The 15,872-nt window shown below is 37.9% G+C and carries 12 protein-coding genes; 9 read left to right on the top strand and 3 right to left on the bottom strand.

Translation table 11 applies throughout. The features are described 5' to 3' along the window. Nucleotides 1-81: 81 nt before the first annotated feature. The 3 genes from MHI34_RS02205 to MHI34_RS02195 all read right to left on the bottom strand — a co-directional run bounded on the left by MHI34_RS02205 (nucleotide 82) and on the right by MHI34_RS02195 (nucleotide 6,274). The gene (locus MHI34_RS02205) at nucleotides 82-1,737 is read right to left on the bottom strand and encodes a peptide ABC transporter substrate-binding protein (protein WP_036125017.1); all 1,656 of its coding nucleotides are present in this window, start codon (nucleotides 1,735-1,737) and stop codon (nucleotides 82-84) included. A gap of 909 nt (nucleotides 1,738-2,646) precedes the next feature. Beyond that, nucleotides 2,647-4,332: a methyl-accepting chemotaxis protein gene (locus tag MHI34_RS02200; protein WP_089931978.1), complete on the bottom strand. Its 1,686-nt coding sequence runs from the start codon at nucleotides 4,330-4,332 to the stop codon at nucleotides 2,647-2,649. A gap of 247 nt (nucleotides 4,333-4,579) precedes the next feature. Beyond that, nucleotides 4,580-6,274, bottom strand: a complete 1,695-nt coding sequence (locus MHI34_RS02195; RefSeq protein ID WP_036125010.1) for an NFACT RNA binding domain-containing protein — start codon at nucleotides 6,272-6,274, stop codon at nucleotides 4,580-4,582. Between the two features lie 261 nt (nucleotides 6,275-6,535). Between MHI34_RS02195 and MHI34_RS02190 the strand changes: the two genes are divergently transcribed. From MHI34_RS02190 to rlmN, 9 genes are all read left to right on the top strand, one after another. Beyond that, nucleotides 6,536-7,411 (top strand): YicC/YloC family endoribonuclease, encoded by an 876-nt coding sequence (locus MHI34_RS02190; protein ID WP_036125007.1) that lies wholly within the window; start codon nucleotides 6,536-6,538, stop codon nucleotides 7,409-7,411. A 43-nt stretch (nucleotides 7,412-7,454) separates the two neighbouring features. After that, the gene (gmk, locus tag MHI34_RS02185; RefSeq protein WP_036125005.1) at nucleotides 7,455-8,072 is read left to right on the top strand and encodes a guanylate kinase; all 618 of its coding nucleotides are present in this window, start codon (nucleotides 7,455-7,457) and stop codon (nucleotides 8,070-8,072) included. 4 nt (nucleotides 8,073-8,076) lie between these two features. After that, nucleotides 8,077-8,304, top strand: coding sequence for a DNA-directed RNA polymerase subunit omega (gene rpoZ / locus MHI34_RS02180; RefSeq protein WP_036125003.1), 228 nt, complete (start codon nucleotides 8,077-8,079; stop codon nucleotides 8,302-8,304). A gap of 125 nt (nucleotides 8,305-8,429) precedes the next feature. Continuing rightward, the gene (gene coaBC / locus MHI34_RS02175) at nucleotides 8,430-9,434 is read left to right on the top strand and encodes a bifunctional phosphopantothenoylcysteine decarboxylase/phosphopantothenate--cysteine ligase CoaBC (RefSeq protein WP_058843484.1); all 1,005 of its coding nucleotides are present in this window, start codon (nucleotides 8,430-8,432) and stop codon (nucleotides 9,432-9,434) included. After that, nucleotides 9,431-11,842, top strand: coding sequence for a primosomal protein N' (gene priA / locus MHI34_RS02170; protein ID WP_036124935.1), 2,412 nt, complete (start codon nucleotides 9,431-9,433; stop codon nucleotides 11,840-11,842). Before coaBC ends, priA begins: the two co-directional genes overlap by 4 nt. 86 nt (nucleotides 11,843-11,928) lie before the next feature. Then, entirely contained in the window at nucleotides 11,929-12,423 is a 495-nt protein-coding gene (def, locus tag MHI34_RS02165) for a peptide deformylase (RefSeq protein ID WP_036124934.1), read from the top strand. Nucleotide 12,424: 1 nt separating this feature from the next. Next, complete coding sequence (gene fmt / locus MHI34_RS02160; protein WP_036124932.1) at nucleotides 12,425-13,366, top strand: methionyl-tRNA formyltransferase; 942 nt, start codon at nucleotides 12,425-12,427, stop codon at nucleotides 13,364-13,366. After that, the gene (gene rsmB / locus MHI34_RS02155) at nucleotides 13,363-14,724 is read left to right on the top strand and encodes a 16S rRNA (cytosine(967)-C(5))-methyltransferase RsmB (RefSeq protein WP_036124929.1); all 1,362 of its coding nucleotides are present in this window, start codon (nucleotides 13,363-13,365) and stop codon (nucleotides 14,722-14,724) included. Before fmt ends, rsmB begins: the two co-directional genes overlap by 4 nt. Beyond that, nucleotides 14,724-15,866 carry a 23S rRNA (adenine(2503)-C(2))-methyltransferase RlmN gene (gene rlmN, locus MHI34_RS02150; RefSeq protein WP_036124927.1) on the top strand — a complete coding sequence of 381 codons (1,143 nt, stop codon included), beginning with the start codon at nucleotides 14,724-14,726 and terminating at the stop codon, nucleotides 15,864-15,866. The genes rsmB and rlmN overlap by 1 nt, the downstream gene beginning before the upstream one ends. The last annotated feature ends 6 nt before the right edge of the window (nucleotides 15,867-15,872 follow it).

The raw sequence follows: 15,872 nt of genomic DNA, 5'->3' as shown, positions 1-15,872 counted from the left end.
TCGTATTTTAAAAAGAGCTGACTCGAGCCTAAGAGACTACGAGGCAGCTCTCTTTTTATAGAGCTTAATTAAACAATAGAATTATTCAGTAATTTTAACATCTTTAAGTTGAATGATACCGATTCTATCTGGAGACATATTTTGTACTTTATCATCTTTAACATATAAGTTAGTGTAGTAATAAATTGGTCCAACTGGGAATTCAGTCATAGCAATTGCTTCAGCTTGTTTTAAGATTTCAGAACGCTTTGCAGTGTCTATTTCTGAAATAGATTGTTTTAATAAATCTTTATATTGAGAGTTTTCCCAACCAGTATCGTTATTACCGTTGGCAGCAGTATCGTACATTTCTAAGAATGTATAAGCATCGTTGTAGTCAGCAATCCATCCCATACGACCAACTTGATAGTCTAATTGGTTAAGTTTTTCTAAATATACTTGCCATTCAGAGTTATCAAGGTTTACTGAAATTCCAAGGTTTTTGCTCCAACCTTCTTGGATAAATTGAGCGATAGCAGCATGTCCTTCACTTGTATTAAATGAAAGGTTGATACTGATTTCTTTTGGATCAGAAATACCAAGCTCTTTCATTCCAGCTTCAAGTGCAGCTTTTGCTCCTTCAATATCATTGTCTTTATAATAACCACGGTCTTCTTCAAAACCAGAAATTGCAGATGGAACCATACCTAGAGCAGGCTTTTGTTCACCTTTAGTAACGTTATCGATTAAGCTTTGGCGATCAATTGCTAATGTTAAAGCTTTACGAATGTTAGCGTTTCCAGTAATTTTATCTTTTGTATTAAATTTGTACCAATAAATAGCTGCATAATCCTCAATTTGTAATGAGCCATCAGTTTTGAAACCATCAATTGCATCAAGTGCTACTGTTTGGTATGGAGAACCTAAGTAGTCAATTTCTCCATTTTTAAACATTGTTACTGCCGTAGCTTCATTCTCAACCATGCCTATATTAACTGTTTCAAGGTCTACATTTGCAGCATCCCAGTAATCAGTATTTTTCTTAAGAACTATTGAGTCACTGTGTTTCCAAGTATCTAAAACGAAAGGTCCGTTTGTTACATAGTTTTCACCAGCATCAGTGTACCATTCATCATTACCTTCAACTACTTTTTGGTTAACAGGTGCGTACGTTTTGAAAGCAGTTAATTCTAAGAAGTAAGCAGTCGGATTTGCTAATGTAACTACTAAAGTTTTATCATCTTCAGCTTTAATTGCTACATCATCAACAGCACCTTCACCAAGATTGTAAGCTTCAGCACCTTTAATTGGGTAGAATACAGAAGCATATTCCGATAGATTTTCAGGATTTAAAGCCCATTTCCAAGCATATTCGAAGTCACCAGCAACTACTGGATCTCCGTTTGTCCATTTTGCATCACGTAAATGGAAAGTGTAAGTAAGACCATCTTCACTTACGTCCCATTTCTCAGCCATTGCTGGAGTTGATTTACCTTCTTTGTCTGTACGTGTTAAACCTTCAAAAATGTTAATTAATACTGCGCTAGATGTAGAATCCGTCGCAAGTTGTGGATGTAAAGATGGTGGTTCAGAAGCTACAACTAGGTTTAAGTCTTTAGAAGCTGTCCCAGATGAACCAGAATCTTTTCCATCGTCTTTAGATTTTTCAGACGAATCTCCACCGAAGCCACATGCAGCAAGTACTAAAGAAAATACTGCAAGAACTGTTAATAATAAAAACTTTTTGTTTTTATTCATGTGAATCCCCCTTATACAATTTTTAAGCCTTTTGTGAAGCTCCTATTTAATATACCAAAAAAATCATTGTGCACAAAATAAAAAAGATTCAAATTTATATAGTATTATCTGACATTTAATAGAGTGATAAATTTTTCTGATTTATCACTCTAATGGAATAGAGTGTTTATATGATAATATTTTGATAATTATCTATTTTGAATATCAAAAATAAATCAAAAATAAAAAAATGATTTACTATACCGAAAATTCCTATTTTTTTGATAATATTATCGATATTTGAAAAATGAATCAAAAGTCATGGATGTAATACCTTGAGGGATTTGTATAGATTTGTAGAAAATCTGTGTAAAACTAAGTGAATTAGTTTCTTTTGGAGGTAATTTCTTGTAATTTATGATCGCGAAACATGATTATTTTTATCTATTAATGATATATAAGAAACTTGTTTTGTAATTTTCTAGGATTAACCAATTGTGGATAGGAACAAGAAAAAATAGAGCAAATCTATGAAAAAAGGTACCCATTCTAAGGAAATTTTGGGTTTAACGAGAAGTGAATGATGATAATTATATTTTTTTGAAATAATTTACTAGCTAACTGACTATACATGCATATATGCAATGCTAACCTATTTTATTCATCCATTAATTAATGCAAGTATTGCTTGATTTTTGACCATATTCTCCCAAAACAGCCAACTATGTCAATGATGTTTTTTTAAGGATGTCATTTGTCTTGCTGACAAGGATTGATTATGCAAATAATTACTAAAAATCTGATTTTTAATTGATTGAAACCGCCTTCATTAGCTTTTCAGAAAGATATGCTTCTGGATTCATGAGGATAATATGTATGAAAATTACAAAAACAGTGCTCTCATATATATGAAATGCACTGTTTTTTAAGTTAAAGTTTGAAATGATTGATTTGATTCTGTAAATCTAAGGACTTTTCACTTAGATCAGAGGCAACTTGATTTATTTGTTGCATCGTAATAGATTGCTCCTTGCTTGCTGTAGCTACGATTTGAGTATTGTCTGAGCTAGTTGAAGCACCATGAGCAATTTCTGCAACAGAGGCGGCTACTTGTTCGGCACTGGCTGAAATTTCTTCAGAAGTAGCTGATATATCTTCTATTTGATCTGTCATCGTATTAATCGCTTTTACGATTGATTCAAATGCTTGCCCTGCATGTCCAATGGTTTTTACACCCTCTGTGACAGAGTGAAGCCCATCGAAAACTGCTTTTTCTACATTATGTGTATCTTCCTGAATTTCCTGTGTTAATGTAACAATTTGATTGGCTGATTGCTTGGACTCTTCAGCTAGCTTGCGAACCTCATCTGCAACAACGGCAAATCCTTTCCCATGCTCTCCAGCACGTGCCGCTTCAATCGCTGCATTAAGTGCCAATAAATTCGTTTGATCGGTAATGGCTGTAATGACAGCTGTGATTTGACTAATCTCTTCGGATTGTTTGCTCAACTTTTGAACAAGGGTATTGATTACTTGTGTTGATTCATGAATTACATTCATTTGTTGTTGAGCTTCTTCTACTGTGTTATTGCCATTTGTCGCTAATTCAAATGTTGTAACAGCATTATGATGTAGTTGTTGAGTTGCTTCCGCTATACGTTGAACACCTACTGCCGTTTCATCCATAGCATGTGCGCTTTCGTTGGCTGCAACTGTAGCGGCTACAGCTGCATTAGCTGTTTCATTTATACGCATTGTAATCTCGTCTGCAGAGGTAGTGATTTCTTCAGTTGAGGCAGAAAGTTCTTCTACGGAAGCTGTTAAATGCTCTGCATTATTTTGAATATGGGTTAATAAATTTTTTATATTTCCCTTCATTTCATTAAAAGCTGTCGATAGCTGACCAATTTCATCCTTTGAATAGTGAGTAAGATTTTCATGAAACAATTCACCGCTGGCAATATGGTTAGCTGCTTGAACTACCGATTTTAAAGGACGAGAAATAGTGCGTTGTATGTAGAATATTAGGAAAACACCTAGGGCAATACCAATAATAATTGCAATGACAGAAATAATTTGAGAGTTGGATACTGCCTGTTTCGATTCTTTTGTCACCGTGTCAAGCTGTTGTTTTTGATAGTTCCCAATTTTATCTGATATGTCCTGTATATTTCTATTGGCTTGCTGTACGTCACCATTGACCTTTTGCAAAGCTCCTTCAAGATTACCAGCTTCAAATAGTGCCAGTGCTTCTGTCGCCGACTTGTTAAAAGCATCATTATATGTAGCTAACTCGTTTGCATATGTTTCCATTTCAGCTGAATCCGCTTTTTCCGTTATTGCTTCTACATGCTTATCTAGCATACTTGCATATTTTGTAAAACTCTCTTTATTTGCTGGATTGTCTTCAATGATAATGGCACGAATGAAAAGTCCTTGCATGGCCATTTCAAATTGAATATCATCTGCTAACTCTACAAGAGCGACATGTCCTTCTAATGCATTTTCAATCTTTTTTTCAATGTTTGAAAATAGCAGGAACATAATCATTAATGAAATGATTAGCGTGAGAATAATTGTAAAGAAACCAAAGCTTAATTTTTTACCTACAGACATGTGGATACGCCCTTTCTGATGCTATTCAAGTTTTATATTTAAATATTGCTTTTCTGAAAGGGAGAAGTCAATAACTGATGGGAGAAACAGTTCAGATTATTCATATGTTTTTTTAATGTTATTATAATAAGGAAGATTGTCTGTAAAAAACAATGAAGATATGGCTGTTTTCATCGTTTTATAGTACGGATTACGTGTTTGTACTATAAAAAAGAAGAAACCGAGATGTTTTGTCTCGGTTTCTATCTTATGACTGTTTTTTTAACTGTAAAATGACAGCCTCATCAGGGTCAATATACAGTGTTTTCTGTTCAAAGTAAATGACAAAACCCGGTTTAGCCCCATTTGGTTTCTTGACCTGTCGAATTTCTGTGTAATCCACTGGCACAGAAGAAGATTCTCTAGCTTTAGAAAAATAAGCGGCTAATGTGGCAGCTTCTCGTAATGTTGTGTCGTCTGGTTCACTTGAATGGATGACAACGTGAGATCCTGGAATATCCTTTGTGTGCAACCAAATATCTGTGCGTTTTGCTATTTTAAACGTCAACATATCATTTTGCTTATTGTTTTTTCCAACAGAGATCGATACTCCTGTAGATGAAACATAGCGCTCTGGTTCTGGCTTTACTTGTTTTTTCTTTTTCTTGGCATGACGTAGTTTTAAGTAGCCTTGCTCTGCCAGCTCTTCGCGAATTTCCTCAATATCCCCTGGAGAAGCTTGCTGTACTTGTTGTGCCAGCATTTCAAAGTAGGCAATTTCTTCTGTCGTTTTTTCAAGCTGCTCTTGAACCATAACCAAGGCGTTTTTTGCCTTTGTATATTTTGTGTAATAGCTTTGCGCATTTTCAATCGGTGTTTTACGTTCACTTACTGGAATCGTAATCACTTCGCCTGTTTCACTATAGTAGTTTGTTACCGTTACCTCTTTGACACCTTTTTCAAAGGCATAAATATTTGCCATTAATAGCTCACCATAAAGCTGAAATTGATCAAGCTTGGAGGCACGCTCGTAGTCCTTCGTCAGCTTTTTCGTTTTTAAGGATAGTTTATCAATTTCATTTTGTAGCCAGCGCTCTAAATCACCTGCTTGTTGTTTCACACGGTCTCGTTCTGCACGTGCAAAAAATACGCGGTCGAGAAGCTCGTGAACATTAGGGTAGACAGTTACTTCTCCCTGCAAATGACTCAACTCAATAGGTGAGAAATACGTTTTGTTATTAGAAAGTACATACATTGGCTTCATACCACCGTTTGCAAAGGATGTCATAAATTCCTTGAAACAGGCTGGTGCATTAGATGCTGTTGTCATGCGGTACAATAATTCTTCAGCGTGAAGAGGCGAAAAACCGGCTAACTGTGTTACGATCTCTTTGGTCGTTTTTGCTTCAGCGAAAAACATTGTTAGCTCTTCATCTGTAACCGTTAATGGGTTCCATTTATTTTGTGTGGGTGGTGCAATATACGGTTGACCTGGTAACACAGTTCGGAAGCTATTTACGGATGGAGGTAAATGCTTTAAGCTATCAATAATTTTCCCCTGTTCTTGATCAATCAACAGTAGATTGCTATGTCTACCCATGATTTCAGCGTGTATTTCCCTTACAATAGGATCGCCAATTTCATTTTTACTGTGAATTTCTACTATTATAATACGATCAAAATCATGTTGTTTTATGGATGAAATAAAACCACCCTCTAAATGTTTACGCAAAAGCATACAAAACATGGGAGGCTCTGCTGGATTTTCAATCGTATGCTCCGTAAGATGGACACGTGCATAAGAAGAGTGGATGGAGAACAGTAGTTTTTGATTTTTTCCGTTTGCCCGCACATGTAACACAACTTCTTGTGCATTAGGTTGATGTATTTTTGTAATCCGACCAGTGACAAGCTGTTGTAGGTCGGCCGTTACTGAATAAGTAAATAAGCCATCAAATGCCATATGAATTCCTCTTTCCAACGATATCAAGCATCTTGGTACTTTCGTATTTTTTTCATGGTGTAGTTGCTTTCGCTATCTGTCAGCTCCGACAAATACACAATTTGTATGTTTATCATAGCATTTTTTAGGTGAATATTAAAATATAGCTTCAATTGTGGTAGAATTAGCTTTTATTCTAACCAATTTTTTTGGGAGAGTCGTCATAATCGACAGAGCTTATGTTATAATAATCCCAGTATGCAAAGAAAGGTGTGACGAACCTTGGTGCGTAGTATGACTGGTTTTGGCAGAGGTGTCACAACAACTAGAGACTTTCAATTAACCGTGGAAATGCGCTCGGTCAACCATCGTTTTTTAGAAATTAACGCAAAATTTCCGAAAGAATGGCTTGAAGCAGAAATTTTTGCAAAGAAACTAATTTCACAAGCTTTGTCACGCGGCAAAATTGATGTGATGGTATATGTGAAAGACTTAGAGAACGTAGAGCAATCTATTGAAATTAATTGGTCATTAATTGAAGCGTATCGTAAGGCAAAAGAGCAATTAGCAAGTAAAGTACCACTTGAAGAAAAATGGACGATGCAAGAGCTTTTATCGCTAGAACAGGCACTTGTACAGCAAAAGCCACAGCTTACACCAGAGGATTTGCTAAGTGCTGTTGAACAAGCGATTTCACAAGCAATTAAACAGCTCGTACAAATGCGGGAACGTGAAGGGCAAGAATTACAAGAAGTTGTTGTACAATATAAAGAACAGTTGATGGAACAAGTGAATCAGATTCGTTTGTGCTCTTCTCTTGCTGTTGAAAAATATCGTACACGATTAATAGAACGAATTGCTGAAGTCGCAGATGGCACATTGCTAGATGATCGTTTACTAGCAGAAGTAGCGATTTTTGCAGAACGCGTAGACATCTCCGAAGAATTAGACAGACTAGATAGTCACTTTAATCAGCTGGAGGAAACATTACTTGAAACCATTTCAGTTGGACGTAAATTAGATTTTTTAATGCAGGAAATACATCGCGAAATTAATACGATTGGTTCAAAAAATCAATCTACAGAAGCAGCTGTTGCTGTTGTTCAGGCGAAAACAATTTTAGAAAAGATGCGTGAACAAGTGCAAAACATCGAATAACTTGCACGTGTCTGTTATAAATTAAGGGAGATATAGAGAATAAATGATAAAAGAACGTGGATTATTAATTGTTCTGTCTGGCCCATCTGGTGTAGGTAAAGGGACAGTGCGAAAAGAATTATTTTCTCAGCCGAATACGAATTATGAGTATTCCATCTCGATGACAACACGAAATCCTCGCGAAGGGGAAGTAGATGGTGTAGACTATTTTTTCAAGACGCGTGAAGCATTTGAAACGTTAATTGAACAAGGTGGCTTATTAGAGCACGCTGAATTTGTTGGTAACTATTATGGAACACCACTAGCCTATGTGAATGAAACACTGGATGCAGGTCGTGATGTATTTTTAGAAATCGAAGTGCAGGGTGCAGCACAAATTCGTAAAAAAGCACCAGATGCCTTATTTATTTTTTTGGCCCCTCCAAGTTTAACGGAATTAAAAGACCGTTTAGTTGGGCGTGGGACGGAAACAGAGGATATCATTGCGAAACGCATAGCTACTGCAAGTGAAGAGCTTGAAATGATGAGCTTGTATGATTATGTTGTGGAGAATGATGAAGTGACGAATGCCTGTGATCGTATAAATGCGATTATTAAAGCCGAGCATTGTCGTAGAGAACGTGTTGAAAAAAGATATTTGTCAATGTTGAGAGGAGAATAAAACAATGTTATACCCATCAGTGGACGCTTTAAAAAAAGAAATCGATTCAAAATATTCATTAGTGAGCCTTGCTTCTAAACGTGCTCGCCAAATGCAAGAAGAGCAAGATACAGAACGTTTACACAAGTATGTTTCTCATAAATACGTAGGAAGAGCACTTGAAGAAGTAGCGGCAGGTGTACTTACGAAGGTATCACAGGATGAGTCCGCTGTGTACGAAGACGAAATTTAACATACATGTAACGTAGTTGGGTTACATGCATGCTAGTTCGCAGTAGATTTTGATTATACAGAATGCCGAGAGCTCCCAGGGAATCCTTCTTTGGGAGCTTATCATTTGAAAGGACGACACCTAGCATGAATAAAAATATTTTACTATGTGTTTCAGGTGGAATTGCAGTATATAAGGCTGTTGCGCTCGTTAGCAAGCTATCACAAGCAGGGGCCAATGTAAAAGTTATGATGACAGCTTCTGCTAGACAGTTTGTGAATCCATTAAGTTTTCAAGTGATGTCCAAAAATGACGTTTATTTTGACACGTTTGATGAAAAAGATTCAAGTGTGATTGCCCATATCGATTTAGCAGATTGGGCTGATTTGATTTTAGTGGCTCCCGCTACGGCCAATATGATTGGCAAATTAGCCAATGGTATTGCTGATGATATGGTCACAACAACCTTGCTTGCTACTACAGCCCCTGTCTGGATTGCACCAGCTATGAATGTACACATGTATGACCATCCAGCGGTAAAACGAAATTTAGATCGGCTATCAGCTGATGGATACCAATTCATTGAGCCTTCAGAGGGGTTTTTAGCATGTGGCTATGTCGGGAAGGGACGTTTAGAGGAACCTGAAAAAATAACGGCCCTAGTAAAGACTTTTTTTTCAGGACAATCCAAACCATTAAAAGGTAAAACCGTAATTGTGACAGCAGGTGCGTTGCAAGTACCATTAGATGAAAAGCATATGATTAGCCCACAGGCAAGTGGCATTATTGGACGAGCATTAGCGAATGAGGCAAGGATACGTGGGGCACATGTGATTGAAATTGAAAATAGCAATTTGTATGATGTTATTCAACAACTGGAAGCCTATAAAATCCAATATCCCCAAGCATTTTTTATACATGCAGCGAATGTACCAACCATCGACGAAACGCCGATTATTTCTGTAGAAGGAACGAATGCAATCACTTTCGGACAGCAAGTGCAAGGTAAACCAATGATCAATATACTTTCTGATAGCTGGATTGATTTTAGTGAAAATGCTCAGCTTAATGGACAATTTTTGGCTACGACAAATCCCCAGCTTTTTGCACAGACACTCTGGTCTCATATTACAAAGGATGAGGTGCAATGAGCTTTTTAATAGCAGAGGTCATTGTAGACGTCTCTACCTACCATGTAGACCGTCCCTTTGATTATCAAGTACCTCTCGAATGGGTAAACGTAATAGAATTAGGCTGTCGTGTGAAAGTGCCATTTGGTCCAAGAAATGTTTTAGGCTTTATCGTTGGCTTGAAAAAGGAAACAGATGTACCACTGAATAAATTAAAGGCTATCACTCAAATTTTAGACATGGAGCCGGTCCTGACAGAAGAAATGCTGCTAATGGCGAAATGGTTAAAGAACAACACGATTTGCTATGAAATAGATGCCTTGCAAGTGATGTTACCATCTGCACTTCGGGCTAAGTATGAAAAAATAATTAAATTACAACAGTCTCAAAGTCTACCAGAAGAAGTACAGTACATTTTTGGTAAACGCCAACAAGCCAACTTTAAAGAATTTGAGCGAGCAGGTTTACTTCCTTTACTAAAGCAGTTGGTTGCAGAGAGCATTGTTTCAATTGAGAATGTTGTGAAGCAGCAGGGCAATGTAAAAGAAATCCGAATGGTTCAAATTACAGAAGACCAGCAACTTGTAGAACAGGCTTTGGAACAGTCAAAAAGAGCCGTTAAACAACGTCTATTACTACAATGGATGTGTCAACATCTAGGAGAAATTTTATCACCCCAGCACATTTGTGAGGAAACAGGAGTCTCGATATCGGTATTAGAGGCAGTAATTGAAAAAGGAGCTGCCCAGTTTATTCAAGAGGAAGTTTTTCGTGATCCATTTACGAAGAAAGTTTCTCGTACACAGGCCTTACAATTAACAGAGGAGCAGAGGGGTGCTCTTCAAGCTATTACTACAGCTATAGAGCAGCAACAAGCGCAAACATTTTTGCTACATGGTGTAACAGGGAGCGGTAAGACAGAGGTTTATTTACAGGCTATTCAAAAGGTGCTAGATGAAGGGAAAGAAGCCATTATGTTGGTACCTGAAATCTCTTTAACACCTCAAATGACTGAGCGATTCCGCAGTCGCTTTGGTGAGATGGTTGCTGTTATGCATAGTGGATTATCTGTTGGAGAGAAGTATGATGAATGGCGTAAAATTCAACAAGGTAAAGTGAAAGTAGTAGTTGGTGCTCGTTCCGCTATTTTTGCACCCTTTACGAATATTGGTCTTATTATTTTGGATGAGGAACATGAATCAACGTATAAGCAAGAAGACTCGCCGCGTTATCATGCAAGAGATGTCGCCATATGGAGGAGCGAATTTTATAAATGTCCTATTATTTTGGGTAGTGCAACACCAGCTCTAGAGTCATTTGCCAGAGCTAAAAAGGGCGTATATACGCTACTCTCATTAACGCAACGTGCTTTACACCAAGCATTGCCGACTGTTTTTATTGCAGATATGCGTGAAGAGCTTCGTCAAGGAAATCGTTCGATGTTCTCAGACTCTCTTGCTGAGGCGATTCGTATAAGACTTGAGAAAAAAGAACAGATGGTGCTGTTTTTAAATCGTCGTGGTTATTCATCGTTTGTTCTATGTAGGGATTGTGGTACGGTTGTACAATGTCCAAATTGCGACATTTCCTTAACCTATCATCGGACAACGGAGAAATTAAAATGCCATTATTGCGGTTACGAGGAATCTGTTCCTAAAATATGTCCACAATGTCAAAGCGATCATATTCGTTACTTTGGTACAGGTACACAAAAAGTCGAGGAAGAACTTTTTAAACTATTTCCTGAGGCAAGAGTGTTACGTATGGATGTAGATACCACGAAGCATAAAGGGGCACATGAAGAAATCTTAGATACATTTGGAGCTGGACATGCAGATATTTTACTGGGGACGCAAATGATCGCAAAGGGTCTTGATTTTCCTAATATTACTCTTGTCGGTGTACTAAGTGCTGATACATCCTTGCATTTACCTGATTATCGTGCAGCAGAGCGCACATTTCAGCTACTAACACAGGTAAGTGGAAGGGCAGGACGACATGATAAGCCAGGGGAAGTAATTATTCAGACGTATACCCCTGAGCATTATGCAATTGAGCTAGCCAAAACGCAGGAGTATGAACCATTTTATGAACGAGAGATGTTTTTACGTCGTCGCTCCAGCTATCCACCTTATTATTTTGTAGCCCTTATTCAATTATCTCATGAAGATGTCATGATGGCTGCTGAATATGCTGGACGAGTGGCAGATTGGCTACGAGGAAATTTATCGAATCAAGTAGCCATTATAGGACCAACAACGGCAAGTATTGCTCGTCTCCAAAATAGATATCGTTATCAATGTTTGATAAAATATAAAATTGAACCAAATCTAATTCCAGTGTTACAGCGACTGCTTGCCATGTATCGAGCAGAATGGATTAAACAAGGAATATTAATGACGGTAGATTTAGATCCGTCTACTATATAGTGAAATTAACAGCAAGATTTTTTTACAATAGTAAAATGAACAATCAGCTATTGCACTAGCTTGAATACAGAAATGAGGAAATGAGAATGGCTATAAAAAAAGTAATCGAAAACCCAGCAAAAGTACTATCAACACCATGTGCAGAAGTGACAGAAATTAATGATGGAATCATTGCATTACTAGATGATTTATATGACACAATGGTGGAATATGATGGCGTTGGTATTGCAGCGCCACAAATAGATGTAGGCTTACGCGTAGCAATTGTGGAACTAGGTGAGGAACGCGATATTTTAGAAATGATTAATCCAACGGTTATTGAAACAGATGGAGCGGAAATAGATATTGAAGGTTGCTTGAGCTTTCCAGGGTTATATGGTGAAGTAGAACGTCCTAACTATGTTAAAATTGAAGCTTGTGATCGTGAAGGACGTGTATATGAATTAGAAGCAGGAGGCTTTGATGCCCGTGCCATCTTACATGAAATTGATCATTTAGACGGCGTGCTGTTTGATTCGAAAATCAAGCGTATTATTACAGCAGAAGAACTTGAAGAACTGTACGCAGAAGAGGAGGAATAAAATGACGTCTATAATTTTTATGGGGACACCTGACTTCTCAGCACCTATTTTGCGTATGCTACATGATGAAGGATACGATATTAAAGCAGTTGTGACACAGCCAGATCGTCCAGTTGGGCGAAAGCGTGTATTGACACCACCACCTGTGAAGGCTGCAGCTTTGGAACTTGGCTTACCAATTATTCAACCAGAAAAATTGCGCGGCTCTGAAGAGTTACAACAAATTCTTGCTCTACAGCCAGATTTAGTGATAACAGCAGCTTTTGGACAAATACTACCAAAGGAGCTATTAGATGCTCCTGCTTTTGGCTGCATTAATGTTCATGCCTCACTACTTCCAAAATACCGTGGAGGCGCTCCTATTCATCAAGCTATTATAGATGGCGAGAAAGAGACTGGGGTAACCATTATGTATATGGCAGAGAAGCTTGATGCTGGAGATATTATCTCTCAAAGAGCGATTCCTATTGAAGAAAACGACTATACAGGTGGCCTTTTTGAAAAGCTAAGCATAGTGGGTTGTGAGCTCCTAAAAGAGACACTTCCTTCTATTATAAATGGTACAAATAGCCGAACAGTCCAAGATGAAGCACTTGTTACCTTCGCCAGCAATATTTCGAGAGAGCAAGAACGCATCGATTGGACAAACGATGCTGCTACTTTATACAATCAAGTACGTGGTCTTCATCCGTGGCCGGTTGCTTATACAACTTTTGAGGATGGTAATTTTAAAGTATGGTGGGCAGCTATTGGTAAATGCAAGCATGAGACGAATCCAGGTACAGTTGTAGCGATTGAGAAAGATCATTTTGAAGTAGCTGCTGGCAACGGTACAACTTTAGCCTTATATGACGTGCAGCCAGCTGGCAAGAAGCGTATGACTGCAGAGGAGTATTTACGTGGTACAGGTTCTAAATTACAGATTGGGGACCAATTTAAATGAGTAAAAAAAGTGTAGTGATTTGGGATGGAAATGTGCGAGATGCTGCATTATCTATTCTATTAGCAGTTGATAAAAACCAAGCATATAGCAACTTATTGCTAAACGAAACAATTAAACGACATAAAATTGAGGCGAAAGATCGTGCCTTATTAACTGAAATTACGTATGGAACTTTACAGCATAAAATGACGCTTGATTTTTATTTAGAGCCTTTTATTCGTGGGTCAGTCGATCATTGGGTACGTTGGTTATTAAGAATATCGTTGTATCAAATTCATTATTTAACTCGTATCCCACCACATGCTGCTGTAAATGAAGCAGTGGAAATTGCCAAGCGTAGAGGGCATCGTGGTATTGCTTCGACGGTGAATGGGATTTTAAGATCGGTGTTACGTAGCGGCGTTCCTTCTACAGAGGATATAGCAGATCCAATGGAGCGACTTGCTATTGAAACAAGCCATCCCGAGTGGTTAGTGCAACGATTTGTAGCAAACTACGGTTTAGAGCTAGCAACAGCAATGTTGCATGAAAACAATGTGCCAGCTATGCAAACAGTGCGTGTGAATACAACAAAAACAACGGTTAAACAGGCTATTGCTGAACTAGAGGAAGAAGGATTAACAGTACAGCAAAGTGATTTAATGCCTGAATGTTTACGTGTAACCAATGGTCAACCTGCACGTACAAAAGTATTTAAAGAAGGTCACATTACTATCCAAGATGAAAGTTCAATGATACCTGCTAAAGTGTTAAATCCATCTCCTGGCATGCGTGTCCTTGATATGTGTGCAGCCCCGGGTGGAAAAACAACACATTTAGCCGAAATAATGAAAAATGAAGGATCTATTTTAGCGACAGACCTTCATCCACATAAATTAGATTTAATCGACCATAATACAGAACGTCTAGGGCTTGATATTGTTGAAACAGCCCCAATTGATGGACGGAAAGCACCAGAATTTTTACAAGCAGCGTCTTTTGATGCTATTTTAGTTGATGCACCATGTAGTGGGCTAGGGGTTATGCGACGTAAGCCCGATATTAAATATACAAAGCGAGAAGAAGATTTAGAAAATCTACAAAAAATCCAATTAGCTTTACTTGAGGCAGCAACTAAAGTATTGAAAACAGATGGAAAGCTTGTGTACAGTACTTGTACAGTCGATCTACAAGAAAATGAAGGCACAGTTCATGCCTTTTTAACAGCGCATCCAGAAATGGAAGCAATACAACTAGAGTCTTTACCAACAAAATTAGCGGAAAAGCAAGCTAATGGCATGCTTCAAGTCTTTCCACAAGACTTTGGCAGTGACGGTTTCTTCGTTGCCGCCTTTCGTAAAAAAGGAGAATCCAACTAATGGTGGATCAAGAGAAATTTAATGAACGTATTAACGATTTAGTTGATGAAGCGGAAGACAAGCCCGTCCGACGTGTCAAGAAAGAAAAACCAAATTTAAAAGAATCTATTTATTCTTTACAGCCATATCAGTTAGAAGAATGGTTAACAGAAAACGGTGAAAAACCTTTCCGTGCTACTCAAATTTTTGACTGGCTGTATAATAAACGTGTAAAGACATTTGAAGAAATGTCGAACCTTTCAAAGGGATTGCGTGATAAGTTAACAGCCAATTTTGCTTTAACAACACTATCAACCATTATTAAGCAAGAATCTAAAGATGGTACCATTAAATTTTTATTTCAATTGCAAGATGGCTATTCAATCGAAACCGTATTAATGCGCCATGAATATGGCAACTCTGTTTGTGTAACAACACAAGTAGGATGTCGAATCGGCTGTACATTTTGTGCTTCCACTTTAGGTGGTTTGAAGCGACATCTACTAGCAGGAGAAATCGTGGAGCAAGTTGTCAAAGTGCAGCAGACTTTAGATGAAGTGGGCGAGCGAGTATCGCATATTGTCATTATGGGTATTGGCGAACCTTTCGATAACTATGATGCGATGATGAACTTCTTAAAAGTAATCAACCATGAAAAAGGGTTAAATATCGGTGCACGTCATATTACTGTATCAACATCAGGGATTGTTCCAAAAATTTATCAGTTTGCAGATGAACAATTACAAATTAACTTCGCCGTGTCACTACACGCACCAAACCAAGAGGCACGTCAAAAGCTAATGCCAATTGCTCGTGCATACAAATTGGATGAATTAATGGAGGCTGTTCGTTACTATACTAAAAAAACAGGGCGACGAGTGAGTTTTGAGTATGGATTGATGTCTGGTGAAAATGATTCAGTGGAAATTGCAGAGGAGTTATCGGCATTAATTAAAGGAATTAAATGTCACGTTAACTTGATTCCTGTCAACTACGTACCAGAACGTGATTATGTTCGTACGTCTCGTAGTCAAATTTTTGCTTTTGAAAAAACCTTAAAGAAAAATGGGATTAACGTAACGATCCGCCGAGAGCAAGGCTCAGATATCGCAGCTGCGTGTGGTCAATTACGTGCTCAAGAGAGATCTGAAGAAACGAGGTGACCAGTG

This window comes from Lysinibacillus sp. FSL L8-0126, assembly GCF_038630385.1.
GTDB lineage: Bacteria > Bacillota > Bacilli > Bacillales_A > Planococcaceae > Lysinibacillus > Lysinibacillus fusiformis_D.
Note: the sequence above shows the minus strand (reverse complement) of the source record. Positions and strands in the feature narration are given on the sequence as shown.